27 protein-coding genes and 1 pseudogene are annotated in these 24,429 nt (G+C 71.5%); 9 read left to right on the forward strand and 19 right to left on the reverse strand.

Going from position 1 to position 24,429, the window contains the following annotated elements:
* Position 1 precedes the first annotated feature (1 nt).
* Positions 2 to 802 carry a crotonase/enoyl-CoA hydratase family protein gene (locus tag AB0C19_RS04565; RefSeq protein ID WP_357179240.1) on the reverse strand — a complete coding sequence of 267 codons (801 nt, stop codon included), beginning with the start codon at positions 800 to 802 and terminating at the stop codon, positions 2 to 4.
* Positions 803 to 987: 185 nt separating this feature from the next.
* Here AB0C19_RS04565 and AB0C19_RS04570 point away from each other — a divergent pair, with 185 nt between their 5' ends.
* Entirely contained in the window at positions 988 to 1,842 is an 855-nt protein-coding gene (locus tag AB0C19_RS04570) for a DUF2231 domain-containing protein (protein WP_357179243.1), read from the forward strand.
* Positions 1,843 to 2,727: 885 nt separating this feature from the next.
* Here AB0C19_RS04570 and AB0C19_RS04575 read toward each other — a convergent pair.
* The 12 genes and pseudogenes from AB0C19_RS04575 to AB0C19_RS04630 form a co-directional block, all read right to left on the reverse strand.
* Positions 2,728 to 3,762 (reverse strand): annotated as a pseudogene (locus tag AB0C19_RS04575) (LysM domain-containing protein); the annotation flags it as partial.
* Positions 3,763 to 3,776: 14 nt separating this feature from the next.
* A complete protein-coding gene (locus tag AB0C19_RS04580) occupies positions 3,777 to 4,226 on the reverse strand; it encodes a pilus assembly protein TadG-related protein (RefSeq protein WP_357179246.1) in 450 nt (149 codons plus the stop codon).
* A complete protein-coding gene (locus tag AB0C19_RS04585) occupies positions 4,223 to 4,690 on the reverse strand; it encodes a TadE/TadG family type IV pilus assembly protein (protein WP_357179249.1) in 468 nt (155 codons plus the stop codon). Before AB0C19_RS04585 ends, AB0C19_RS04580 begins: the two co-directional genes overlap by 4 nt.
* A complete protein-coding gene (locus tag AB0C19_RS04590; RefSeq protein ID WP_357179252.1) occupies positions 4,687 to 5,130 on the reverse strand; it encodes a TadE family protein in 444 nt (147 codons plus the stop codon). The genes AB0C19_RS04585 and AB0C19_RS04590 overlap by 4 nt, the downstream gene beginning before the upstream one ends.
* Before the next feature lie 8 nt (positions 5,131 to 5,138).
* Positions 5,139 to 5,339, reverse strand: a complete 201-nt coding sequence (locus AB0C19_RS04595) for a hypothetical protein (RefSeq protein WP_112698784.1) — start codon at positions 5,337 to 5,339, stop codon at positions 5,139 to 5,141.
* Positions 5,340 to 5,364: 25 nt separating this feature from the next.
* Positions 5,365 to 6,237 (reverse strand): type II secretion system F family protein, encoded by an 873-nt coding sequence (locus AB0C19_RS04600; RefSeq protein ID WP_357179256.1) that lies wholly within the window; start codon positions 6,235 to 6,237, stop codon positions 5,365 to 5,367.
* Positions 6,234 to 7,136 carry a type II secretion system F family protein gene (locus AB0C19_RS04605; protein WP_357179259.1) on the reverse strand — a complete coding sequence of 301 codons (903 nt, stop codon included), beginning with the start codon at positions 7,134 to 7,136 and terminating at the stop codon, positions 6,234 to 6,236. The genes AB0C19_RS04600 and AB0C19_RS04605 overlap by 4 nt, the downstream gene beginning before the upstream one ends.
* Positions 7,137 to 7,140: 4 nt before the next feature.
* Positions 7,141 to 8,682, reverse strand: coding sequence for an ATPase, T2SS/T4P/T4SS family (locus AB0C19_RS04610; RefSeq protein ID WP_357179261.1), 1,542 nt, complete (start codon positions 8,680 to 8,682; stop codon positions 7,141 to 7,143).
* Positions 8,672 to 9,472, reverse strand: a complete 801-nt coding sequence (locus AB0C19_RS04615) for a ParA family protein (RefSeq protein WP_357179264.1) — start codon at positions 9,470 to 9,472, stop codon at positions 8,672 to 8,674. The genes AB0C19_RS04610 and AB0C19_RS04615 overlap by 11 nt, the downstream gene beginning before the upstream one ends.
* A gap of 2 nt (positions 9,473 to 9,474) precedes the next feature.
* Positions 9,475 to 10,134 (reverse strand): SAF domain-containing protein, encoded by a 660-nt coding sequence (locus AB0C19_RS04620; protein WP_357179267.1) that lies wholly within the window; start codon positions 10,132 to 10,134, stop codon positions 9,475 to 9,477.
* Positions 10,131 to 11,066 (reverse strand): hypothetical protein, encoded by a 936-nt coding sequence (locus AB0C19_RS04625; protein ID WP_357179270.1) that lies wholly within the window; start codon positions 11,064 to 11,066, stop codon positions 10,131 to 10,133. Before AB0C19_RS04625 ends, AB0C19_RS04620 begins: the two co-directional genes overlap by 4 nt.
* The gene (locus AB0C19_RS04630; RefSeq protein WP_357179273.1) at positions 11,060 to 11,626 is read right to left on the reverse strand and encodes a hypothetical protein; all 567 of its coding nucleotides are present in this window, start codon (positions 11,624 to 11,626) and stop codon (positions 11,060 to 11,062) included. The genes AB0C19_RS04625 and AB0C19_RS04630 overlap by 7 nt, the downstream gene beginning before the upstream one ends.
* A 797-nt stretch (positions 11,627 to 12,423) precedes the next feature.
* On the opposite strand from AB0C19_RS04630, the gene AB0C19_RS04635 reads away from it, so the two are divergent.
* Positions 12,424 to 13,101 (forward strand): A24 family peptidase, encoded by a 678-nt coding sequence (locus AB0C19_RS04635; protein WP_357179523.1) that lies wholly within the window; start codon positions 12,424 to 12,426, stop codon positions 13,099 to 13,101.
* 141 nt (positions 13,102 to 13,242) lie between these two features.
* Here AB0C19_RS04635 and AB0C19_RS04640 read toward each other — a convergent pair whose 3' ends face one another.
* Positions 13,243 to 13,872: a phosphatase PAP2 family protein gene (locus AB0C19_RS04640; RefSeq protein WP_357179276.1), complete on the reverse strand. Its 630-nt coding sequence runs from the start codon at positions 13,870 to 13,872 to the stop codon at positions 13,243 to 13,245.
* A 170-nt stretch (positions 13,873 to 14,042) separates the two neighbouring features.
* Here AB0C19_RS04640 and AB0C19_RS04645 point away from each other — a divergent pair, with 170 nt between their 5' ends.
* The gene (locus AB0C19_RS04645) at positions 14,043 to 16,442 is read left to right on the forward strand and encodes a glycosyl hydrolase family 65 protein (protein WP_357179279.1); all 2,400 of its coding nucleotides are present in this window, start codon (positions 14,043 to 14,045) and stop codon (positions 16,440 to 16,442) included.
* Positions 16,443 to 16,496: 54 nt separating this feature from the next.
* Here AB0C19_RS04645 and AB0C19_RS04650 read toward each other — a convergent pair whose 3' ends face one another.
* Positions 16,497 to 16,961, reverse strand: a complete 465-nt coding sequence (locus tag AB0C19_RS04650) for a hypothetical protein (protein WP_357179282.1) — start codon at positions 16,959 to 16,961, stop codon at positions 16,497 to 16,499.
* A gap of 152 nt (positions 16,962 to 17,113) precedes the next feature.
* Here AB0C19_RS04650 and AB0C19_RS04655 point away from each other — a divergent pair, with 152 nt between their 5' ends.
* From AB0C19_RS04655 to AB0C19_RS04665, 3 genes are all read left to right on the forward strand, one after another.
* Positions 17,114 to 17,389, forward strand: a complete 276-nt coding sequence (locus tag AB0C19_RS04655) for an SAM-dependent methyltransferase (RefSeq protein WP_357179526.1) — start codon at positions 17,114 to 17,116, stop codon at positions 17,387 to 17,389.
* Positions 17,390 to 17,464: 75 nt separating this feature from the next.
* On the forward strand, positions 17,465 to 18,625 hold the full coding sequence (locus AB0C19_RS04660; RefSeq protein ID WP_357179286.1) for a low temperature requirement protein A: 1,161 nt from the start codon (positions 17,465 to 17,467) through the stop codon (positions 18,623 to 18,625).
* Positions 18,626 to 18,652: 27 nt separating this feature from the next.
* Positions 18,653 to 19,549 carry a helix-turn-helix domain-containing GNAT family N-acetyltransferase gene (locus AB0C19_RS04665; protein ID WP_357179289.1) on the forward strand — a complete coding sequence of 299 codons (897 nt, stop codon included), beginning with the start codon at positions 18,653 to 18,655 and terminating at the stop codon, positions 19,547 to 19,549.
* A gap of 28 nt (positions 19,550 to 19,577) precedes the next feature.
* On the opposite strand, the gene AB0C19_RS04670 is transcribed toward AB0C19_RS04665, so the two are convergent.
* The 3 genes from AB0C19_RS04670 to AB0C19_RS04680 all read right to left on the reverse strand — a co-directional run bounded on the left by AB0C19_RS04670 (position 19,578) and on the right by AB0C19_RS04680 (position 21,153).
* On the reverse strand, positions 19,578 to 19,961 hold the full coding sequence (locus AB0C19_RS04670; protein WP_357179292.1) for a hypothetical protein: 384 nt from the start codon (positions 19,959 to 19,961) through the stop codon (positions 19,578 to 19,580).
* Positions 19,958 to 20,740, reverse strand: coding sequence for a methyltransferase domain-containing protein (locus AB0C19_RS04675; RefSeq protein ID WP_357179295.1), 783 nt, complete (start codon positions 20,738 to 20,740; stop codon positions 19,958 to 19,960). Before AB0C19_RS04675 ends, AB0C19_RS04670 begins: the two co-directional genes overlap by 4 nt.
* Before the next feature lie 119 nt (positions 20,741 to 20,859).
* Positions 20,860 to 21,153 (reverse strand): hypothetical protein, encoded by a 294-nt coding sequence (locus tag AB0C19_RS04680; protein WP_328651444.1) that lies wholly within the window; start codon positions 21,151 to 21,153, stop codon positions 20,860 to 20,862.
* A gap of 56 nt (positions 21,154 to 21,209) precedes the next feature.
* Here AB0C19_RS04680 and AB0C19_RS04685 point away from each other — a divergent pair, with 56 nt between their 5' ends.
* A complete protein-coding gene (locus tag AB0C19_RS04685; protein WP_357179300.1) occupies positions 21,210 to 21,854 on the forward strand; it encodes a TetR/AcrR family transcriptional regulator in 645 nt (214 codons plus the stop codon).
* A gap of 9 nt (positions 21,855 to 21,863) precedes the next feature.
* Here the strand turns inward: AB0C19_RS04685 and AB0C19_RS04690 are convergent, their stop codons facing one another.
* Complete coding sequence (locus AB0C19_RS04690) at positions 21,864 to 22,745, reverse strand: LysR family transcriptional regulator (protein ID WP_357179303.1); 882 nt, start codon at positions 22,743 to 22,745, stop codon at positions 21,864 to 21,866.
* Between the two features lie 114 nt (positions 22,746 to 22,859).
* Between AB0C19_RS04690 and AB0C19_RS04695 the strand changes: the two genes are divergently transcribed.
* Together AB0C19_RS04695 and AB0C19_RS04700 are read left to right on the forward strand one after the other, a co-directional pair.
* The gene (locus tag AB0C19_RS04695) at positions 22,860 to 23,471 is read left to right on the forward strand and encodes a dihydrofolate reductase family protein (RefSeq protein ID WP_357179306.1); all 612 of its coding nucleotides are present in this window, start codon (positions 22,860 to 22,862) and stop codon (positions 23,469 to 23,471) included.
* Positions 23,468 to 24,412: a GNAT family N-acetyltransferase gene (locus AB0C19_RS04700; RefSeq protein ID WP_357179310.1), complete on the forward strand. Its 945-nt coding sequence runs from the start codon at positions 23,468 to 23,470 to the stop codon at positions 24,410 to 24,412. Before AB0C19_RS04695 ends, AB0C19_RS04700 begins: the two co-directional genes overlap by 4 nt.
* The last annotated feature ends 17 nt before the right edge of the window (positions 24,413 to 24,429 follow it).

A 24,429-nucleotide genomic window follows, 5' to 3' on the forward strand; every position in this document is an offset into this window, starting at 1 on the left:
GCTAACCGGTAGCCGACGCCGCCGGGGGGTGTACCCCTCCCGGCGGTGTCGTGCCGTGTCGGCCCTCGCCCGCGGCGAACCGGGCCGCGCCGGCCGCCGCGTCCGTGGCCAGCGAGTCCATCCCGTACGCCAACTCGGTCGCCAGCGCCTCCGGCTCGGGCCGCCCCGCGCCGGCCAGCAGCGCCGCCCGGTCGTTGCGCAGGCAGGTCTGCGGATGCCGGGCGATCGCTGCCGCCAACTCCTCGGCCGCGGCCCGCGCCTGGCCGGGTGGCACCAACCGATTGACCAACCCCATCGTGTACGCCTCGTCGGCCGGCACCGGGCGGCCGGTGAGGATCAGGTCCATGGCCCGACTCTCGCCGATCAACCGGGGCAGCCGGACGGTGCCACCGTCGATCAGCGGCACTCCCCAGCGGCGGCAGAACATCCCGAGTGTCGCGTCCGACTCGGCGACCCGTAGGTCACACCAGAGCGCCAGTTCGAGTCCACCCGCCACCGCGTATCCGGAGATCGCCGCGATCACCGGTTTGCTGAGCGTCATCCGGGTCGGACCCATCGGGCCGTCCCCCTCCGGCTCGACCCGGTTGCCGCTCGGTGTGCCGATCGCCTTGAGGTCGGCGCCGGCGCAGAACGTCCCACCGGCGCCCCAGAGCACTGCCACCAAGGCGTCCGGATCAGCCTCGAAGGCCCGAAACGCGTCGGCCAGCGCCCGAGCCGTAGGACCGTCCACGGCGTTCCGGGCGTCAGCCCGGTCCAGCACAACGGTGGTGACCGCCCCGACCCGCTCCACCCGCACACCCATCCCGCCAGCATGCCGGCCCGGCCCCACCCCCACAATCCCCGTCGATCTTGCACTTGCTGTTGCCAATTTGCGGCTCGTGCCCCGGATTATGTGAGCAGAAACTGCAAGACCGGCGGTGTGGGCGGTGCGGCAGGTTTGTCGCCGCCGACCGGTTTGCGACGACGATCGCCGGGAAGTCGGTACTCGTGCGAGCACTTTTGACGAAAGTTGAGCAGGACTCCCGGCTGGACCGCGCGGGTGACCGGTTGCAGAAGGTCGTACTGGGGACGCTGCGCCCACGCCGGCTGCGCGACCTGCTGCACGGGGTGACCCTCGGGCACCCGCTGCACCCGGCGATGGTGCAGGTGCCGGTCGGCGCGTGGATCAGCGCCGCGGTGCTGGACCTCATGCCCGGGCAGCGCCGGCCCGCCACCGTGCTGGTCGGTCTGGGCACCGTCAGCGCGCTGCCCGCCGCGGTCGCCGGTCTGAACGACTGGGCGGCACTCGCCCGGGACCAGCGCCGGGTCGGCCTGGTGCACGCCGCTGCCAACACCGTCGGCATAACGCTCTACGCCGGCTCGCTGGCCGCCCGGCTGTCCGGCCGCCACGGAATGGGTCGCGCCCTCGGCTTCCTCGGGCTCTCCACCGTGAGCCTTGGCGCGTACATCGGGGGTCACCTGGCGTACAAGCAGGGGGCACAGGTCAACCAGAGCGTCTCCGAGCTGCATCGGATGACCGATGGCTGGCACTCGCTGGTCGACATGGCGACGCTGCCGCAACGCACCCTGATCACCCGAGAGGTGGACGACGACATCTCGGTGATCCTCTATCGGCACGGTGACGAGGTGACAGTGATGTTGGAGCGCTGCCCGCACCAGAGCGGGCCGCTCGGCGAGGGTGAGGTGCAGGAGATCGACGGCCACGCCTGCGTGGTCTGCCCGTGGCACGGCAGCGCCTTCCGACTCAACGGCGGTGAGGTCATGCAGGGGCCGTCCGGCAACGACCAGCAGGTCCTGCCGACCCGGATCGAGAACGGCGTGCTCCAGACCCGCCTGCCCTGACCCGTTCGCGCTGGCCCGCCCGCGCCTTGGCCTGGTCCGGGCGCCTCCGGCTTCGGGATGCCTCACCTCACGCAGATGCTCCACGCCCCAAGGCAGTAACTCCTTCGACGCTGATGTCTGTGAGTCATCACGATGACTCACAGACATATCGCTCTCCGAGACGTCGCCCCGGCCGCCCCGCCAGGGCGGCGTGACCAGACCGCCTCGGGCGCGATCGGCGCGACGTGGAGGAACCAGGTCCAGCGTGGGGTGGCCAGCCGCGTCGCAGGCGCGGCGTGGCGTGCGGGCCGCTCAGGTGCGTCGGTGTCGGCCGACCGGCGGACCGTCCGGTACCGAGTCCAGGCCGTGCCCGCCGTCGAACAGTCCGCCCTCGCCGCCAGCACCGGCCCAGCCCTCGTCACCACCCCAGCCGGCAGGGCCGGCGGCCGCCATTCCGCCGCCGTGAGGTGCCGTGCCGCCGGAGAGAGCCATACCGCTGCCCGGGAACGCCGTGCTGCCGGGGAAAGCCATTCCACTGCCGGCGGGAGCCACGTCGCTTCCGGCGGGCGTCGCCCCACCGCCGGTAGATGCGACCCCACTGCCGCTAGGTGACATCCCGCCGCCGCGAGGTCCAAAGTCGTTCCCGCTCGGTGCCGCGCCGCCATGCGGTGTCGCCGGGGCTTCGATGGCCGCAGCCGCCCGGCTGGCAGCCCAGGCGGCACCGCTTCCGGCCGCCCCACCACTGCCGCGCCGGCCCGCGCCGCTGCTGCTCCGGCCCGCGCCACCGCCTGGGCCCGCGTCACCGTTTCGGCCCGCGTCACCGTTTCGGCCCGCGCCACCGCTACTTCGGCCCACGCCGCGCCGTGAAGTGCGGGAGGACGCTGCCAGTCGGGGGGCCGCCCCGGCGGTGGCTGGGCGGCGGCGCAGCCCCAGGACTGCGCCGATCTGGGCGCCAACGATGCTCGCCACGGCCAGTACGGCGGAGACCGCCAGTGGGCGGTTCACCCGATCGGCGGCACCAACCCGGGCCGCACCGACCGTCATCGCTGGTGGTTGGCCCGCTGACTCCGTACCGCTGGGTGGTGCCGGGGCCACCCGCGGCGGTGCGGCCCGCTCGGGCGCCGGCCGGGGCGCGGGCGGCTTCGGCGCTGCGGGCCTGTCGACGAGCCGACCGGTGGCGTGCTTCCGGTCCCCCTGGTCGGCCGCCTCGGTGGGCAGTCGGAGCAGTTGGCCGGGGCGGATCCGGTCCGGGTCGTCGAGCTTGTTCAGCTTGGCGAGCTGTCGGTAGTCGTCGAACTCGTCCAGGTACCGCTCGGCCACTTCCCCGAGGTAGTCGCCCCGCGCCACCCGGTACACCGGCGCGGCCTCGTCGTTCGCCGCCGAGGCACCGGGTGCGGCCAGCCCTGTCCCGGCCATGCCGAGCAGCCCGCCACGGGCCACCGGCGCGGCCGTGCCCGGTGTCGTCGCGGCGCGGGTCGGCGCTGCCAGGGTGGTGACGGCCGTTGCGCTCGGACTCGCGTACACCGGAGTTCCGTAGATTGCCGCGGCGCTGGCGGCGGCGGGGCTGGCGACCAGGATCAGCGCGACCGAGCCGACCAGCGCGGCAGCGGCCTTCTGCTGGCGGCCCATTCCGGGCAGCTTCGGCGCCGGCCGGTGCAGGGTCTGCGCGCCCAGTTCGACGACGACGGAGAAGGCGAACGTGGCCCAGCCGAACCAACCGGCCACGGCCAACGCCCGCAGGAAGAGCTGGCCGTCGTCCCGGCTGGTCAGCGCGGTGCCCACCTCGCTGATCGTGGGGAGGTGATCGGGCAGCGGGTTACCGGCGAAGGCGAGCAGCGCGATCGGCGCGCCGACCAGCAACACCAGGAGCACGGCCAGCGCGCCGATGCCGGTGAGGATTCGTCCGGTCCGCCGTACGACGGACCCACCCGATACGGGCATGGCTGCCTTCCTTCCTACGGTGTTGCGGTGATGGCACGCGCGGTCGCCTCGCCGGTGACGGTGACCGTCTTCTGTTGAATGAACGGTCCGATCATCGAGCGGTGGTAGGTGATGGAGACGGTCACCCGGATCAGGGTTTCCCCGTCGACCTGCGGGAAGTTGACTGTGTGGCTGGCGGTGTTCACGGCGTCCAGGTAGTTGGCGACCGCATCGCGCGCCTCCGGCTCGTTGATCCGCTTTGGCCCGCCCTCGATGGCGGTGGCCCGGTCGATGGCCTGACCGCCGGTCCGGGCCGCCTCGGCGGCCAGGTTCTGGGCGCGTTGCAGGGTGCGGAGCTGCCCGGCGGCGTCGAAGGAGAGGCCGATGATGGCCAGTACGCCGACCATCGTCACCGCGAGGAAGATGCTCACTCGGCCGTGTTCACCTGACCGGGAGGGACTGGCAGCCGACGTGGTGGCCGTCATTGCCGACTCCGGTAACGGTCAAGGGGGGAGGTGAACTGCGCGGAGATCAGCCGTTCACTCGCCATCCCGGGCAGGATGTCGAGGGTGATGTCCTTGAAGGACACGCGACAGCTGATCTTCACCGTCACCGTGGCGTTCGTGCCGACTGTGCTGCTGAAGGCCTTGTCGAAGCTGGACTCACTGTCGGGCGACTTGCCGGTGAATTCCGGGTCCAGGCCGTTGGCGCAGGCCAGGCCGTGCCAGTCCAGCTGTTTCTGGGCAGCCTCCCGCGCCTCTTCTTTGGCGACGTCGGAGTTCCGGGAGATCGACGCGGCCCGAGCGGCGTCGTGCGCGGCTGCTTCGAGCGCCTCCGCGGCAACCGCGCTGCGCCCGACCACGCCGGCCAGCACCATCAACGCGATGAAGGCGGGTGCCAGTACCGCCACCTCGATGGAGACCGAGCCCCGCTCGGCGGTACGGGTCATGGCGGGGTCACCCTCTCCACAGTTCCGTGGGCAGTCTGCCGAATCGCGAAGTCCACGCCCGGCACCACCGACAGGGACCGGCCGCTCACCGTGCAGGTCACGTCGGTCGTGGTGGTCACGCACGTCGGACCGGACCTGTCCCAGCCCACCAGCCAACCGCCGGAGGCCCTCAGGAAGCGGGAGGCGCTGTCCACCCCGGCGCCGTTGCGCGCCTCGTACGTCCGCTGCGCGTTGACGCCGCTCTGCGCGGCGTTCAGGGCGGTCGATCGGGCGAGGAAGACGGCCGCGACCTGGATCGAGGCGAAGAGCAGCACCAGGATCAGCGGCATCATCACGGCGAGTTCCACCGGGTTGGCGCCCCGCTCCCGGTCGCCGGCCGCGAGGCGGCGCCGGGCGGCGGTGACCGCCCGGTGCCACCTCGGGAACGCCTGTCGACTCATGCCGGCTACTACGGCTTCGTGTAATCCGGGATGCCGGTCATCCAGTTGTTGGCCTTGATCAGGGCCGCAGCGGTGACGGCCATGGCGACGGCGACCAGGCCGGCGATGATCACCGCGGTGGGCACCGGGCTGTCGCCGCGCTCACTGTCACGGTGCAGTTCGGCCAGGCGCGTCGTCACCACGACGTGCAGATAGCTGAGGATGGACATGGCGTTCTCCTTCAAGGGGGAGGGGTCAGACACGGGCGATGAACGGATAGAGGACGAACCCGAGCAGCACGAAGACGAGCAGCGCGCCCGGGATGTCAAGCTTGCTGGTCACCCCTTCGGCGCGAGCCAGGTTGTCGGTGCGGATCTGGTCGCGCAGCGAGTCGGCCCGGCTGCGCAGCGTCTCGTGCACCTGCGCGCCCTCGCTGCCGGAGGAGCGCATGATCGCGCCGACGTCGCCCAACTCGGGAATGCCGATCTTGTCGGCGAGGTCGCGCAGCTCGTCCCAGGGCGCGTGCATCTGCATCTGGGCGATCCGCAGCGACTCCTGGAGTCGGTCGAACACCCAACCGTCACAGACCGCCGCCGCACGCTCCAGCGACTGCACCGGCCCGTGCGCGGCGGAGAGCTGCAACGCCACCAGATCGAGGTAGGTGCAGACCGCCTGGCGGAACTCTTCACGGGCGGCGTTGGCCTTGGTCAGCACGGCGCGGTGCGCCAGCAGGCCGGCCAGCAGCGCCAGGCCGAGGCTGCCCAGCACCGGCACGACCACCGGGAAGGGGATGCCGAGCACCCACAGCACCACCCCGAGCACTGTCGGCGTGGCCAACCCGATCAGCGCGGAGAGCAGCACCGACAACGCGTACTGCTCGGAGGTCTGACCGATCAGGGCGAGCTGCATCTGCGGCGGCCGCAACCAGCGGGACATCCCGGTCAGCCAGTCGAGCCGCCGGGACGCGGGCGTGGCCACCCGGCCGGTGCCCGGCGGCTGATGCAGTCGGCGCAGCGCAGGCCCCAGCGCCGGTGTCGCCGGCACCAACTCCCGGACCACCAGGAAAACACCCAGGCCGATCCCGGCGCCACCGCAGACCGCGAGGGCAAACTGCCAGTTCACGATCATGCGATCACCTCGGCCGGGTTGGGCGCCGGCAGGAACCGGGCCGGCCGTTGCGGCTGGCTCATCGACCGCACCCAGGCCAGCAGGCCGATGAAGGCGGCGCCGAGGGCGGCCATCACCAGCTGACCCACCGGTGTGCCGTACGGCCTGATGTACTCGGTGTTGACCAGCCCGTACGCGAGGGTCGCCAGCGTCATCCCGGTGAGGAAGCGGACCGCGAACCGGGGCTGGGTGCGCTTGGCCTCGATCTCCCGGCGGGTCGCCACCTCGGCGGACGCCGCGCCGGCGATCGAACCGAGCACGTCACCCAGCCGCTCACCCCGGTCCGACAGGTGCAGGATCAGCGCAGCGACCACCTGGTCGCAGACCGGGTCGGCGATCTCGTCGGCGAACGCCAGCAGCGCGGAGCGGGCCATCCAGCCGGCCTGGAGACGGGCGGCGAGCAGCCGTACCTCGTCCTCGACGCCGGGCGGCACGCTGCCGATCGTGCCGAGGATCGCCTGTTGGAGGCCCTGCCCGGTGCCGGAGACGTCCTTGAGTCGGCGGGTCCACTCGCCGACGGCCTCGATCCGGGCGATCGCCCGCTGCTCGGCCTTGCCCACCCCGAACAGCCACGGCGTGCCGGGCACCGCCACCGCCACCAGCAGACCCACCACCGGCAGCCCGGTCAGCAGGAACGCCAACGCGCCGGCGACCAGCGCGACGACCAGCAGCGCCTGGTAGCTCCGCTGCTCGGCCGGAGTGCTGCCCGGGCCGCGCCACAGTCGGCTCAGCCCTGGCCCGCCGCCCGGCTGCGGCCCGGGGGGTCGACGGGTGCCGACCAGGGCGACCACGGCCAGCAGCAGCCCGGCCACACAGGCGGCGCCGGAGACCACAGCGATCAATTCCAGGCTGTCGAGCATCACGTCACCGCCGGGCCAGTCGGGTCTGCCGAGGCCGCCGCCAGGCACCCGCACCGGCCTCGATCCACCGGGTCAGCAGCCGCGCGTCGTAACCCACCCGCAGCAACTGGTCGCGGACCCGCTCCGGCAGGTGCCGGGGGACCGCACGACCGTCCGGGCCCGGCCCGAAGACGGTGGTGGTGGTGATCCGACCGGCTTCGCCGGCCCCGATCACCTCCTCCACGTGCGAGACGAACCGGTGCTTCCGCCCGCCGATCGCGGTCTCGTCCTCGATGGTGACGTAGACGATCAGGTCGAGCGCGTTGCCGGCCATCCGGCGGGCCTGGTCGACTGTCATCTCGCGGCCGTGCGCCAGGGCCAGCTCGACGATCCGTTCACCCACACCGGAGGCGGTGCGGGCGTGAATGGTGCACATCGACCCCCGGCTGGTGGTCATCGCCTGGAGCATCGGCACGATCTCCCGGGACCGCACCTCGCCCACGATGATCCGCAGGACGCCCATCCGCAGCGACAGCGGGATCAGATCGGCGATTGTCACCTCACCGGCTGGGCGCCCGTCGAAGCCGCGCTCGCCGTGGCCCTCCCGGGCCTCGAAGCTCATCACCGCCCGGTGCCGTTCCCGACGGCGGGCCGGGAGCAGTTCCCGACTCTCCTCCAGCAGCACGTACGGCTCATCCTGCGGGATCTCGTTCATCAGCGCCCGGATGACAGTGGTCTTACCGGCGCCGGCCAACCCGGCGACCATGATGTTCAGACCGGCGCGCATCGCCGCGCGGAGGAAGTCGCGCAGCAGTGGGTCGATCATCTCGTCCAGGTCACCCCGGGCGCCCGCGAGGTCGTCGAGGCTCACGTCCAGGGTGTTGTGCTTGCGGATCACCGCGTACGGGCGGTGGCTGACCAGGAACACCGCGGCCAGCCGGCTGCCGTCGGGCAGTTGCAGGTCGAGGGTGGGCTTCACCGTGGAGAGGGACCGCTCGGTCGCGCCCGCCCGACGGGCAGCCGCCTGGAGGATCTCCACCAGCTCGGCGTCGCTGTCGGCGATCGGCTCGGCCCAGTCCACCCCACCGCCGTGCCGGGTGATGCGCACCTGGTCGCAGCCGAGGATGTGCACCTCCTCGATGGTGTCGTCGACAAGCAGCGTCTGTAGCCGGCCGAGCCCGACCAGCTCGGCGGTCACCTGGTCGAGCAGCAGGCGTTCGTCGCCGGCGGCCATCGGCGTGCCGGCCCGACGTACCGAGTCCGCGTACGCGGCGACCACTGTGACGGCGAGTCGGGCCCGCTCGGTGTCCTCCTCGTCGACTGTGAACTCCCGGCCGCGCTGCCAGAGGGTGAGCCGTTCGGTGAGTTCCCGGCGCAGCTCCCGGACCACCTGGAAGTCCATCCGGGCCCGGGGCGGCGCCTCCGGTGGCGGGCTGGCCGTGGGCGTCGACTGGGGTTGCGGCCCGGACTGGTGGTGCCGGCCGTTCGGCACGGCCAGGGGCGGCGCGGTGGAGGTCACTGCCGGTGGCTGCTGGCGCGGATCGGTGGAGACCGGCTCAAACCGCATCCGGCACCCCCTGCTGCACGGGCCAGGCCAACCGGGCCCGTCGCCGTTCCAGGAGCGCCCCGATCGGGACCTCCAGCGCTGCCGCCGCGCGCATCAGCGGCCGACCGGCCCGCACGGTCCCGCCCAGGGCGAGCACCCTGGCGGTACGCGGATCGTGCGGCAGCCGTGCGATGACCGGCAGTTTCAGGGCACGGCTGATCTCGGCCCGCCCGTGCCCATCGCCGACCAGCAGCAGCCGCAGGGTGCCCGGGGGCACCCTGTGCTCGGCGAAGTCCCGTTCGATCGTGGTGACCACCGCGCGGGTGCCGGACAGGTCCGGCAGGTTCGCCCGGGTCACCAACAGCACCACCGAGGCGGCCCGCAGCACCGGCCACGGAGGCCCGGTCACGTGCAGCCGACCGCAGTCGACAAGGACGTCGTAGCCGGGGGTGCCGCGGTCGAGGGCGTCGAAGTAGTCGGCGAAGCGCTGCCAGAGCGGGGTGACGCTGCCGCTCTGGGCCGGGTCGACGAGGCCGGGCAGCAGCAGCCGTTCCCGGCGAGGGGCGTCCAGATCGACCAACTGGGACCAGAACGCGGTCTCCAGGTTGCCGTCGCGCAACTCGCCGACGGCCAGCTCTCCGATGCCGCGCGGGCCGTCCAGTTGGCCGCCGAGGTATCCGGCGAGGATCGAGCCGCCGGCCGGGTCACATTCGGCGACCACCAGCCGCCGGTGCCACGCCAGCGCGCAGGCCAGCGCCGAGGTGGTGACGCCGGGCGAACCCTTCGCGGACACCAGCGCGATGATCGCCATGCTCAGGCCGCCTCGGTCAGTACGACGGCGAGCCGTTCCTGTGCGGCGAGTGCCACCACCGCCGGCACGTCACGGGTGAGCAGCGCCAGGTACAGGACCTTGTCGTCGGTGGCCGGGCTGACCATGTCGATGACGGTGGCCGCGAACCGGGTGCCGGCGGCGGCCGTGTCTTCGTCGGCATTGTTGTCCGGAGTGCTGACCAGCAGCACCTTGTCGCCGGGGTGCAGTTCGCGGGCCGGCACCTGGGCGGTCTTCAGGCCGAGCGCGATCTGCTGCTGGCCGGGGCCGAGCAGCGGGTCGTCGGTGACCTGTCCCAGGGTGAGCAGCGTGCCCGGAAGCAGCGCGACAGCGGCCCGTTTGCCGACCACCTCGTCGAGCCGTGCGGCGGGCACCGGGCGCAACCCCTGGCCGCCGGCGACCTGCACGGTGACCAGGTCGGCTGCGCTGATCTCCCGGCCCACCTCCACCGGGCGGGCCACCGCCAGATAGCTGCCGGTGGCCCGTACTGAGGTGACAGCGAAGGCCGCTCCCAGCCCGCCCAGCGCGATCAGGAGGACGGCGAGACCGAGCAACCCGGGACGGACCCGGCGCTGGCGGACCACTGTGGGCGGGTTGATGGGTGCGTCCACCGACGGGGTCCCGTTGCGCGTCGCGAGGCTCATCTGGTGACCACCTGGAGTTCGTTGATCTGGATCTGCACGATGCCGCTTCTCCGGGTCTGCGGGATCACCCGCCTCGTGGCGTCGTTGTTGGTCCACCAGTTCACCGTCCAGTGCGTGGTGGCGGTGACGTCGTAGGTGTCTGCCTTCGGGTAGCCCTTGTCGTAGCCGCAGTCCGGGGAGGTGGAACCCGCCCGCGTGCCCGTGGCCTTGTACTCGGTGCCGGCGCTGTAACAGGTGACCTTCTTGCCGTTGCCCATGTCCCAGACGATCCGGTCGACCTTCGCTTCGATGTAGACGGTCAAACCCCTGTCGGACTCATCGGCGTATAGCGGGCCGAAGTAGTTCTTTCCCGGCGTGGCCCACATCCAGACGGGCAGGCCGACCAGGCCGGGGCCGACGTTCTTGCGGGGTGCCACCTTCAGGCGCGCCGGCAGCAGGCTGATCGACGCCAGGGCGCGACGGGCCAACTCCTCCGGGTCCGGCGGTGCGCCGAAGCCGCCCGGCGGGTCGGCCAGGGACACCACCTCCTGGGCGCCAAGGTCGCCGCCGTTGCAGGTTTTCAGGTACCACTGCTCACCCTCGGGGGGAGCGACCGGCCCCTCGGTCAGCTTGTAGTAGCACCCGTCGCCGTTGTTGAACCAGCCCAGGTCCTCGTCGTAGCAGGGGATGGTCCGCCCGTTCCACTGACAGGAGCCGCCACCGCCACCGCCGCCGTCGTCCCCGCCCCCACCGTCGTCCCCGCCGCCCCCGGGATCACCGGGATTGCCGGGCTCGTCGTCCCAGACGCTGCAGTCGGGTTGGTCGGGTGGGCAGCCCGCTCCCGGGTCGGCCCGGAGGGCTGCGGGGGCCGGCGGGGCCGCACCGACCACCAGCAGGAGCGTGAGGCCGAGCCCGGCGAGTGCCCGTCGGGTTGTCGCGGCCCCGCTCAGCACGGCTGGTCCCGGTGCGTCGCGCCATAGTTGATCAGCCAGCGGCCGTCGGGATAGCGGGTCGCGGTGGCGGTGGAGAGGTGCCGGCCGCCACCGCTGCCCGGTACCGAGCGCTTGTCCTTGGCGTAGACCAGCCGGTAGCCGGTCGTGTCCAGGCAGTCCTGGATCTCCACTGTGGCTGGTCTCGCGTCCAGGCTGACGGCGGTCACGGTCGGGTCGGACTTGAACGTCCCGGTACGCATAGCGCCGTGCTCCTTGGCCTCGCGAATGGATACCCGGACCCGAGTCAAAAGTGGATCACCAAGGAACCGGGACAGTTCCGGCGAACGAGGATCACTGCGCAGGCCCGCCGTGCGCGATGCCGCGAGATAACCGGAGTACGCGTCAAGCGCCGCCTTTTCGGCAGCGCGTCGTTCGATGTCGGAATCGGTCCGGGGTCCGTTGTCGCGGACTGCCGTAGGTCGTTCGACCGCTTCCTGTCCGCTGGCGCAGGCGGTGACCGGCATCGCCGCCACGCCCACCAGCAGGCAGATTGCCGCTCTTCTGAGCTGCCGTCCGCGCACCGTCGAGCCTCCTCGTGGTCGCCCGGGGCGGTGATGGTTCACCGCCGCCGGGCATGCGGAAGCGCGCCCGGATCAGCACATCCGGAGCCGTTCATTGCGCTTCTGCATTCACCGTTACGGATCTTCTACAAATTCGGGGTCCTGTGTCGTCCGATGGTGAAGGTGAGGCTTGCGTCACACCCAAGGGGCGAGCATAGGCTGACGCTCGCCGATGCAACAGAGGCAATTCATCCGAACACTCAGCGTGATGACAGGTGGTGGTGGTGGGTGTCCACACTGCGGTCGGGGCAATGGGCGAACAAACTGTCGTTATTGGTGGGGGGTCGCCGGGCCGGATGGGCTCACCGGAGTCACGCCACCGGCCGCGGGAGTGGGACATCGCGGTCTCATCCCGGCATTCGACCGACGTCGGCACCCTGTCGGCGGGCTGCCTCGTCCACCGGCAAGCCTGATTCGAAAGCGGTCGACAGCGCGCGTGCAGGCTCCGGTCGGCACGTCGCTTTCTGCGCCATCCGCTACACCATTGCGGGTGTTCAATCACGATCCGTGTTCATCATCACGGGGGAGCAGCTGGCCGCAAAGGAGGCGACATGGCGCTGACCGGCCCCCCGGCGGCCATCCCCGGTCGGGGAGACCCACCCGATCGGAGCCCAGCACCCCCGCCGTCCGGTGCGACGACGGAACCCGCACGCCAGGCGACGCCCGCTCCGTCGAGCGAACGACCGGCCGCCCTCGCCTCGGCGGTGGCACGCACCCGGGTTTCGACGGTGTTCGCGATCCTCGCGATCAGTCCGCTGATGCGGTTGGTCGCGCTGCGCTACGCCGTACCCCCGGGTGTGCCCAGCCGGACCGGCTGCGACGCCTGCGGCGCGCCGGTCGGCCTGACCCGCCCCTGGCCGGCGCTGGGCCCGGCAGCCCGGTGCGGTCAGTGCCGCGCCCGGGTCGGCCCACCGCCGGCCACCGTCGAGCTGGCCGTGCTCGCGGCGGCGGTGCTGCTGGCGCTCGCCGGGCCGCCGGGCGGGGCGCTGCCGGCGCTGATCTGGTGGCTGGGCTGGACCATCCCGGCGATCCTCGTCGACCTGGCCGTGCACCGGTTGCCGGACCGGCTCACAGTGCCCGCGGCGGCCGGGACCTGGCTGTTGCTCGGCGTGGCCGCGCTCGACGCCGACCCGGGGCACTGGCTGCGAGCCGTCATCGGCGGGGCCGGGCTGGCGTTCTTCTTCGCCAGCACCGCTGTGCTGCTCGGCCGCCGCGGCTTCGGGCTGGGCGACGCCAAGCTCGCGCTCAGCGTCGGCGCGCTGCTCGGCTGGTACGGCTGGCCGGTGCTGCTGTTCGGGCTGGTGCTCACCTTCGGGCTCTCCGCCCTGGTGAGTCTGGGCCTGCTGGCCACCCGCCGCGCCAACTGGAGCACCCACCTGCCCTTCGGCCCGTTCCTGCTGCTCGGCACAACGGCCGCCCTCCTGCTGGCGACCTGACCCCGCCCCCGCCCCCGCCCCCGCCCCCGCGATCTTGCACTTCCTGTCCCGGCATAAGGGGCGTCCCGCTCATATCGACAACCGAAAGTGCAAGATCGGCGTGGCGAGGGGGCGCGCTCTCACTCCAGGTCGCGCTGGCCGCTAGGGGCGGGAGCGGCTGGCCAGTTTGGGGACCGGGCTGTCGGGACGGTTGGCCCGGCGGCGGAGCACCTCGCTGGTCGGGCGGGCCAGCAACGGGGTGAGCACCACTGCGACCAGGGCGCCGAACAACACACCCGCGATCACGTCGTGCGGGTAGTGCACACCCACGAAGACCCGGGAGAAGGCACCGAGCGCGGCCAGGGGCAGCGCGACCAGGCCCAGTCGGCGGGAGAGCAGCAGCGTGGTGACCGCCAGCGCGCCGGCGATGGTGGCGTGGTTGCTGGGGAACGACCAGTCGCCCGGCGGTGGGCAGGCACCCGCGATGATCTCCCGACCGATCGTCCGGCAGGGGCGGTCCTGGTCCACCACTGTCTTGAAGAACTCGCTGCCCACGTACGCCAGGAGGGCCGGCACCGGCGCGATCAGGGCGAGTGCCCGGTCGTGCGGGCCGCCGGACCGGCGGCTCAGCGCGGCCATCACCAGCAGCGCGCCGAGTAGCAGGATCACCCCCTCGGTGGCGTGTCCGACGAACCACTGCACCGGCTCTGGGCTGCCGGCGGCGGCGTCGACGACGTCGCTGTACCACTCGGCACTGATCTCCGGAACGTCCATGCTGCCGTTGTCGACCATGCATCACCTCACTTCACGTTCATACCCTGTTCACCTTGGGCACACCCTAGGAACGCGCCAGAGGGCATCGCTGCTGTCGAAGGTCGGGTGGTCTGTCAGACCTTCGTCCAGGGTTCGCACAGCCGGCTCTGGTTGGCTGTTGCAGGACGTCGACATCGACAGGAGGCCTCGTGCAGACCGGTTCGGCCACCGATCAACAGCAGTCCACCACCGCGCCGGCGGACGACGAGACCTGGCGGATCCGGCGCACGGAGGCTGACGTGGACCGGCTCGGCGAGACCGAGTCGATCTTCGCGTTGGGCAACGGGTGGATCGGCTGGCGTGGGGTGCTCGACGAGGGTGCCCCGTGCGGGATGCCGGGCAGTTACGTCAGTGGCTTCCACGAGCGGCGCGAGCTGAGCTATCCCGAGGAGGGGTACGCGTTTCCGCCGGCCAGCGACACAGTCATCAGCGCACCGAACGCCGCGCTGATCCGGCTCTGGGTCGACGACGAGCCGCTGGATCTCCGGACCGGAACGCTGCGCAGCCATGAGCGGGTGCTCGACCTGCGTACCGGCGTGCTGCGCCGGGAGACCGAGTGGATCTCGCCGGCCGGGCGGGGCGTACGCATCCGCAGCACCCGGTTGGTGTCCCTGCCGCGTCGCCCGGTGGCCGCCGTCCGGTACGAGGTCGAGCCGCTGGACGCCGCCGTCGAGGTGCGGGTCTGCTCGGATCTGCTGGCCAACGAGAAGGTGCCGGAGCGTTCGGACGATCCTCGGGCCGCCTCGGTGCCCACCGACCCGCTGACCGCCGAGACGTACCGTGCGACAGGCCTCGACGGCGTGCTGGTGCACCGCACCGAGCGCAGCGGCCAGCGCGTCGCGGTCGCTGTCAGTCACCTGCTGGAGGGCCCGGACACGGCGACGATCAGCGGTGACTGCACACCGGACCGGGTACGGCTGACCGTGACGGGTCGCCTGCACCCGGGGGAGCGGTTGCGGCTGACGAAGTTCGCCGCCTACGAGTGGGCGGCTGTCGACGCGACGCCCGCCGACGAGTTGGCCGCCCTGGTCGCCGCCGAGGCGGACGCGGCACGCGCGGACGGCTTCGATGCCCTACTCAGCGATCAGCGCGCCGCCCTGGACGCGGCCTGGCAGGTCGCCGACGTGCGGCTCGACGGCGATCCGGAGCTTCAGCAGGCCGTTCGGTTCGCGATGTTCCACCTGATCCAAGCCGGTCGCCCGGAGTCCGACCGGACCATCTCGGCCAAGGGGTTGACCGGCAACGGCTACGACGGGCACGTCCTCTGGGACACCGAGAGTTACGTCCTGCCGGTGCTCACCTACCTGGCCCCGGCGGTGGCCCGCTCGGCGTTGCGGTGGCGGCACGCCCACCTGCCCGAGGCGCGGGAGCGGGCCGCCGAGCTGCGGTTGACCGGCGCGACCTTCCCGTGGCGCACCATCGGCGGCCGGGAAAGCTCCGGCTACTGGCCGGCGGGCACCGCGGCGCTGCACGTCAACGCCGACATCGCCGACGCGGTGCTGCGTTACCTGGCGGCCACCGACGACCAGGGGTTCCTGGCCGAGGCGGGGCTGGAACTGCTGGTGGAGACCGCCCGGCTCTGGCACGGTTTCGGCCACTGGTCGGACGAGGGCGACTTCCACCTGCACGGGGTGACCGGCCCGGACGAGTACGCGGCACTGGTCGACGACAACGTGTTCACCAACCTGATGGCGAAGCGCAATCTGTGCGGTGCGGCGGACGCCGCCGAGGCGCATCCCGAGCTGGCCGGCAGGCTCGGCGTGGACCGCGACGAGGTGGCCGGCTGGCGGGCCGCCGCCGACACGATGGCCGTTCCGTACGACAGCGAGCGCGGGGTGCACCAGCAGGCCGCCGGCTTCACCGAGCAGCCGGAGTGGGACTTCGCGAACACCGGCGACGACGACTACCCGCTGCTGCTGCACTTCCCGTACCTGGAGCTGTACCGCAAGCAGGTGGTGAAGCAGGCCGACCTGGTGCTGGCCATGCAGCTCTGCCCCGGTGAGTTCACCGCCGACGAGAAGGCCCGCAACCTGGCGTACTACCAGGCCCGCACGGTCCGCGACTCGTCGCTGTCGGCGGCACCGCAGGCAGTGCTGGCCGCCGAGGTCGGGCACCTCGATCTGGCGTACGACCTGTTCGCCGAGTCGGTTCTGCAGGACCTGGCCGACCTGGGCGACAAGACCGCCGACGGGCTGCACCTGGCCTCGCTGGCCGGCGCGTGGCTGGCGCTGGTGCAGGGCTTCGGTGGGCTGCGCGACGACCGGAGGGTGCTCTCCTTCGACCCCCGACTGCCGCGCCGGATCGACCGGCTGGCGTTCAGCCTGCGCTGGCGCGGCCACCGGCTACGGGTCACGTTGACTCCGGCCGAGGCCCGCTACGAGCTGCCCGACGCCGCCGCGGATGCCGAGGTCGAGCTGTGGCACCACGGCGAGTCGCTGCGGGTCACCGGTGCCGAACCGGTCACCCGGTCGATGCCACCGGTGCCCGACCCCGGCCCGGAGCCGCCCTCCCCGCCCGGCCGCCGCCCCACCCGCCGCTCAGCCGACTGAGCCGCCCCGACCGGCTCAGGGGACGCCGCGGCTCAGGTCGGCGCGGGCTCCGGATCAGGTCGGGCCGGGACCGCCGGCCATCCGCTCGCGGACGGCCTCCAGCGCCTCGAAGGCGTACGCCCAGTTGTGGCACTTGAAGCTGCGCAGGCCGTCGATCGCCGTGTGACAGTCGGAGCAGCGCACCCCGGCGATGGCATCCGGGATCTCGGTGTTGACGTACTTGCGCTCACCCAGGATGACCGTAGCGATCATGGCCTTGTCGTGCAGGCCGGAGAGCGCCGACGAGACGATGTCGTACCAGGTGACCCGCCGGCGGCACTTCGGGCAGTCGGGTTCGTCGCCGCTGACCCAGAGCGGGGCGCCGATGCTGCGCGCCGGCATGCCGAGCAGTTTCTCCAGCCGCCGGACGTCCGACTCGGGGGTGGTCCAGCGGTGTCGGCCGGGCAGTGATGCGGGCGAGTCGTACACGGCGCGGAACAGGTCGTTGTCGACCTGCACGGTCTCGCGCTGAGCGGTCATCGGCGTCCCTCCTCGTTGAGTCGGTGCCCCCACCGTGGTCAGCGGTGACCATGGGCGCAGCCGGATCAACGACACGAGGGGTCAGCGGGTCGTCGCCGCAGGTGTTAGACATCGAGCTCCGCGCCCGTCGCCGAAGGGATCCCGCATGACCGATCAGCCGGCGCGACGCCACAGCGCCCGGCAGTCACCTGGTGCTGTCCCACCTGACGCTTGACGGCATCCCGCCGGAGCCGGCCGAGCGCGGCCAGGCCGTCTACCGCAACAGCAGCGCCCCGCTGGTGCCCCGCTCACGCGCCGAGACGGCACGCTTCTTCGCCGGCTACGACCTGGTGGAACCCGGCCTGGTCGCCACCACCCGGTGGCGCCCGGAGGGCGAGCCGGAGACCGTGGACGCCCACGGGTACGCCGGGGTCGGCGTCCGCCGCTGACAGCGCTTTCGCCTCCGGTGGCCGGCCTCGGGTGGTACGACGGACGCAGGGCGTGCGCCAGCGGGAGGAGCGCCGATGGCGAGCAGACCCGAACGGCTGCTGCGGGGAAGTGACTCACCGCTGAGCGCCTCGTTCCTGGAGCTGTTCTTCGACCTGGCGTTCGTGCTCGCCCTGAGCCAGTTGGCCGCCCACCTGCTGCACGACCTCAGTCTGGGCGGCGCGCTGCACACCGCAGTGCTGTTGGCCGGGGTCTGGTGGATCTGGGTGACGACCACCTGGTTCGCCGACTGGTACGACCCGGAGAGCCCGGCGGTGCGCTGGCTGCTGGTCGGTGCCGCGCTGAGCAGCCTGCTGGCCGGGGTGGCGATCCCGCAGGCGTCGGACGGGCGGGGCCTGCTCTTCGCCGGCGCGTACGTCTCGGTGCACATCGCCAGGGGGGCGGTCACCGCCCTGGCGCTACGCGGCCACCCGCGGCAGAGCCGGGCGCTGCGCATCCTCTGCTGGTTCAGCGTGTCGGCCGTACCGTGGTTGGCCGGCGGGTTTCTGCCGGAGTGGCGGGTGCCGCTCTGGCTGCTCGCCCTCGCCATCGACTTCACCGGCCCGCGCCTCGGCTGGCCCACGCCACTGATGGGTCGGACCGGGTCGCAGGAGCTGCATCTGGCCGGCGAGCACTTCGCCGAGCGGTACCAACAAATCATGATCATTGCGCTGGGCGAGCTGGTCCTGGTGGCCGGCCTCTCGTACGCCGACACTGACCTCGCCCTCCCGCAGACCGCCGCGTTCCTGCTGGTCTTCGCCGCCGCGGTGCTGATCGGTCTGCTCTACGTCACGCCTGCCGGGCAGCGCCTCGGCCCGGCCATCGAGCACGCCGACCCGTCCCGACTCGGTGTCACCACCGGATACCTGCACCTGGTGATGATCGCCGGGCTGGTGGTCACCGCCGTCGGCGCCGAGCTGAGCATCGCCCACCCTCTGCGCGACGGTGACCGCACTGCGGTCCTGGTCATCCTGAGCGGCCCGTTGCTGTTCCTCGTCGGGCGGATCCTGTTCTCGGCGGCGATCCACCGGCGACTCTCCTGGCCCCGGGTTGCCGCACTGCTCGTGCTGGCCGGTGCGGCGGCCGTCGTGCGGCTGCCGCTGGTGGCGGTCAGTGCGGTCGCCACCGGCGTGGTGCTCGTGGTGGTCGTCCTGGACCACGCCGGCATCGGGTCGTACCGGCACCGAGCTGGCGCGTAGTCCATATGCCTGACTAAAGTCAGGCATATGGACTCGGCTCTCATCGCCGCCGTGCGGCGGTTCAACCGGACGGTCACCCAACGGGTGGGTGCGCTCGACGACGAGTACATGGCCCAGGGGCGCCCGCTGGGGCAGGCCCGGCTGCTCTGGGAGATCGGCCCCGCCGGTGCCGAGGTCGCAGCGCTGCGGGCCCGGCTCGGCCTGGACTCTGGATACCTCAGCCGACTCCTGCGCACACTGGAGAACGACGGCCTCATCGCCGTCGGGCCGGGCGACCAGGCGGGCGGTGACGGCCGGGTCCGCGTCGCCACCCTCACCGACGCCGGCCGGACCCAGTGGGCCGACCTCGACCAGCGGTCCGACGATCTGGCCGCCTCGATCCTCGAACCGCTCACCGAACGCCATCGCGAACGACTCGTCACCGCCATGGCCGAGGTCGAACGGCTGCTCATCGGCTCGATGGTCGTCATCGAGCCATGCTCGCCGAGCGACCCGCGAGCCCGCTCGTGCCTGCGGGCCTACGCCCGCGACATCGCGCGACGATTCGACGACGGGTTCGACCCGGCGCTGAGCAACCCGGTCCACGACGAAGCGCTCGTCCCGCCCAACGGCGTGCTCCTGCTCGCCACCCTCAACACCGAACCGATCGGCTGTGGCGCCGTCAAACTCCACGCCGACGCACCCGCCGAGATCAAACGCGTGTGGGTTGCCGACACCGTACGTGGCCTCGGGGTCGGGCGGCGGCTGCTGGGCGAGCTGGAACGGTACGCCGCCGAGCGCGGCGCGACAGCGGTCCGGCTGGACACCAACCGCAACCTCACCGAGGCGATCGCCCTGTACCGGGCGACCGGTTACCGGGAGATCGAGGCGTACAACACCGAGCGCTACGCCCACCACTGGTTCGAGAAGCGGTTGGGGCACTGACGGCCGCGACCGTCCGGTGGTCGGGCGGCTACAGCCGCTCGAAGCTCTCCATGCCGGCGAGTTTCAGCACCTCGGTCCGGGTCGCCGGGCATTCCTTGCGGGTCTGGTCGTCGATGTCACGGCCGTTGGGCACGGGGCCCTGCTTCTCGTACCAGGAATAGAGGTTCACTGTGAGGTTGGCCATCACGCCCGTCTCGGACCCGATTCCCTTGAGCGTCGGCACCTGGCCGGCCAGGTAGGCGCACACTTCCTTCGCCGACACCGAGGGGCCGTCGGCCGGAGCGGATCCGGCCGCGCTGGTCGATCCTGTCGTGTCTGGCGCCGCAGTGGGCTCGGGCGCGTCGGTCTCGGTGCACGCCGTCAGGGCGAGCACGAGGCAGAGGGCTGGTGCGAGCGGTCGGAACGTACTCATTGGATTTTGTCCTCACGGGGTTCGTGGTGGGTGGGGGTTCCGGCGGCGTTCGCGGTGACGAGCCAGAGGCCGGTGGGCAGCCGGTAGCCGACGCCAGGCTTACGGAACCGGCCGAGCAGCCGGGCGGCCCCCGCCCGGGCCGAAGCCTGACCAGCCGGCGGAGCCGTCCGGTACGCGGCGCCGGCCGGGCCGACCTCGATGAGCCATTCGGCCACCGCGTCAGCGTCGTCCGGAGTTTCCAGGACGACATCGCACTGCGTGATCGTGACGGCGGTGAAGCCGGCGGTGGTGAGGATCCGGGCGAGCCGCTCCGGGTCGGCGAACGCGAACGGACCGGGCTCGTCACCGACCGGGAGCGGTGGTAGAGGTCCGAGATGTGGTGCGGCGCCGAGCATCGCCGCGGACAGCCACGGGTTGACCCCGCTGTCGCGGAAGACGGTAGCGGCGAGGCGCCCTCCGGGGCGCAGTGACCGCCGGATCGTGCGGCAGCCGGCAACCGGATCCGCCAACAGCATCAGTGTCATTCGTGAGAACGCCGCGTCGAACGGGGCACCGGGCACGGCATCGAGAGTCTCGACGTCGGCCACGTGGAACTGGATGCCCGGGTGCCCGTCGGTGGGGAACCGGCGTCGAGCGGCGGTCACCATCGCCTCGTCGATGTCGACACCGATCGCCGCGCCGGTCTCGCCGACCGCGGCGGCGATCTCGGCCGTGGTGCCGCCGCAGCCGCAGCCCACGTCGAGGATTCGTTCGGCGGGTAGTGCCGCCAGTCGATCCATGGCCGCCGCTCCCAGCGGTCGACCGGTCTCGTCCTGCCTATCGGCGTGGCGAATCCAGCCAGCTGCCGCTTCCGCCCAGAAAGCGGTGCCGCGGGCCCGCAGGCTGGCGGTGTCGGCCATCAGAACGGCATCTCGGCGCCGTCGACGCTCATCGAGCGGAAGTGAGCCGCCTTCGTCGGGTCGAAGCCGTCCTCCTGTGCCGCCAGGCCAGCGGCCCGGACCAGCCGTTCGGACTGGAACCGGCGGAATGCCGCTTCGTCCTGCCAGACGTTGATGATCCGCCAGCCGTCCTCGGTCGGCCCGGCGACATGGGCGAGGAGACCCGGGGGTCGATCCGGCCCGAGGTGTCGTTCCACCTGCCGGTACTCCGCTTCGCTGACGCCGGGCATCTCCTGCAACACACCGAACGGCATGGCCGTCACCTCTCGATAGAGTGAGCCTCTATCCAATAGAGCACTACAGTTGAGAGGTGGTTGTCAAGCGGCGATATGACTCATCTCGGCGACAGGAGCAGGCCCGACAGACCCGGCGGGCGATCCTCGAAGCGGCTGGCCGGCTGTTCGTCGATCCGGGCTACGCGGCCACACCGCTGACCGCTGTCGCAGTGGAAGCCGGCGTCGCGGTCCAGACCCTGTACGCGGTGTTCGGCAGCAAGCGGCAACTGCTCTCCCAGTTGGTCGACGTCACCCTGGCCGGCGACGACGAACCGGTGGCTCTGCCGGACCGGCCCTTCGTGGCCGAGATCCGCGCCCTCGCCGACCCTCAGGCTAAGCTCGCCCGCTACGCCCGCCATCTGGCCGAGGTCAACGCCCGGCAGGCCCAGGTGATGCTCGCGCTGGCCGGGGCTGCCACGGCCGATCCGGATGCCGCCGAGATCTGGCGCAAGAACGTCGACGACCGCCGCCGCGGCATGGCCATGTTCGCCGCCGAACTCGTCGACACGGGAGGCGTACGCCCCGACCTGAGCGTCGATCAGGTGGCCGACATCCTCTGGTTGGCCCAGGACGTCCGCAACTTCGACTGGCTCGTCCGGCAACGCGGATGGGCGATCGAGCAGTACCAGCGGTGGTATGTGGACACCGTCGGCGGCGCGATCATCGCCGGCGCCGGGTAACGCGGCGGGCTATTCGACGGAGTGCAGACCCTGCGCGACGCCGGCGAAGGAGCGGATGAGTTCCGTCTCGCAGCCGGTACGCCAGATCAGCCCCCACCGGCCGGGCGGGGCGTCGTGGATGGGCACGTAGGCGATGTCCGGCCGCGCGTAGTAGCTGGCGGCCTGGGCGTGCACGGGCGAGACGGCTTCGCCAGTGACGAGGATCGGGATCATCTCCTGAAAGTTGGAGACCGACGGGCCGATCGGGATCAACCGTCCGCTCGGTGTGCGTACCGGCACCAGGATCTCCCGCCAGTAGTCCGGCCGGGCCCCGCCCATGACCGTCTCGTCCGCCAGATCCTCGTAGGAGACCGATTTCCGGCCAGCCAGCCGGTGGGTCGACCCGACGGCCAGCACGATGGGTTCGGTGTAGATCACCGGGCCGACGGTGAGGTCCGGCTCCTTGACGGGCAACCACACGATCTGCACGTCGATGTCGCCGGCGCGCAGCCGACCGAAGGGATCGCCGAAGTCGACATGCCGGAGCTGCACCTCGCACTCAGGGTGGTCCTTCGCGAACCCGTCGAACAACTCGCGGAAATCATGGAGGTTGACGGCGATCGACCCGACCCGCAGCACCCCGGTCTTGCCGCGGGCGGCCAGCCTGGCCCGGTCCATTCCCTCGTGCAGACCTCGGTACATGGGCTGGATGTCGTCGAAGAGCCGTTGGCCGATCGGCGTGAGCGTCACCTGCCTGTTGTTCCGCTCGAACAGCGCGGCGCCGATCCGACGTTCCTGCTTCTTGATCGCCTGGCTGACCCGGGCCTGGGTCACGTGCAGCCGCTCGGCGGTGCGGGTGAAGTGCAGTTCCTCCGCCAGGGTCAGGAAGATCTCGATGTCGCGGAGTTCCATGTGCTGTCCCCGATCCACCCATTAGCGCAGGGTTATGGCACGTTACCAGTTGTGATCTTGTAGGCCGGTGCCGCGCCGGGCAGGCTGATGGCACCCCTGAACGAGGAGATCGTCGTGCGCAAGCTCGTGTATTACATCGCCGCCACACTGGACGGCTTCATCGCCGGCCCCGACGGCGCCGACCCCACCGGCCCCGACGGCTTCTGGCCCGTCCCGGACGACTACCTGCGCCACCTCGTCGCGGAGTACCCGGAGACGCTCCCCGGCCCGGCCCGGCAGGCGTTCGGCATCACCGACCAGGGCAGCCGGTTCGACACAGTGCTGGAAGGGCGCCACTCCTACGAGGTTGGCCTGAAGGCCGGCGTGACCGACGCGTACCCGCACCTGCGCCACCTGGTGTTCTCCCGGACGCTGGGCAGCAGCCCGGACCCGGCCGTCGAGGTCATCGGCCAGGACCTGATTGCCACCGTACGAGAGCTGAAGCGGCACGACGGCAAGGACGTCTGGGTGATCGGCGGCGGCGCGCTGGCCGGTGCCCTCTACCCCGAGATCGACCAGCTGATCATCAAGCTCGCCCCGCTGACCATCGGCGCCGGCATTCCGCTCTTCGGCCGCGACGCCGTCTTCGCACCACGCACCTGGCGCCTGACCGACCACACAGTTCTGGACAGTGGCGCTCTCTTCCTCACCTACACGCGCACACAGACCGGAAACGAGTCCGCATGAGCACGTCCCCTGACACGGTCACGATCCGTCCCATCACCGGGCCGGACGAGACCGCCCTGTTCAACCGCCTGCCGTACACCATCAATCACGAGCTCGACGACGACCTTGCCGACAAGCGCCGCCGACCGGAGTGGATGTGGGTGGCAGTGCGCGGCGACCGACTGCTGGCCAGGGTCGCCTGGTGGGGCCGCAGCGGCGACGACGCTCCGCTGCTGCTGGACATCCTCGACGTCGACGACACCGCCGAGGATCTGACCGAGGTGGCGCGGGCGTTGTACGAGACCGCCGCGAAGCAGGTCCTGGCACCCGGCTCGGTCCCTCCCGAATATGGCCGGTTCATTCCGGCGGACTGGCGCGAGAACCCGGACACGTACCGGGCCGTGCGTACCAGGATGGGCGTCCTCGAGAGCACCGGCGCCCGCCTGACTGTCGAACGCCTACGCCTGGAGTGGCGCCCCACGGCCGGCCTGCCAACGCCCGACAAGCGACTGGCCTTCCGCCCAGCCCTGGACACCGACGAGTTGGTCGCGCTGATGACCCGCGCACTGAACGGGACCCTGGACGCGCACAGCCGTACCGACCTGGCACAGATGTCGCCCCACGAGGCCGCGCTCAAGCACTACGAGCAGGAACTGGCCACGTACTCCAGCCCTCGTGAGTGGTGGCGCATCGGGACGTTGGGCGAGAACGGCGAGCCCGTCGGGTTCGTCGTTCCCGCCCGCAACGCCTACCACCCGGTGATCGCCTACCTCGGCGTCGTTCCGGAGCACCGGGGCCACGGGTACGTCGACGGCCTCCTCGCCGAGGGCACCCGAACCCTGGCCGCCGAGGACGTCCCACGCATCCGCGCTGCCACCGACCTGGGCAACGTACCCATGGCGAAAGCCTTCGCCCGCGCCGGTTACGTCAACTTCGAGCGGGCCATCAACATGGCCTGGTAGCGCGAGCGGTCGGCTGC

Source organism: Micromonospora sp. NPDC048842 (assembly GCF_040649935.1).
In the GTDB taxonomy this organism is placed as follows: Bacteria; Actinomycetota; Actinomycetes; order Mycobacteriales; family Micromonosporaceae; genus Micromonospora; species Micromonospora hortensis.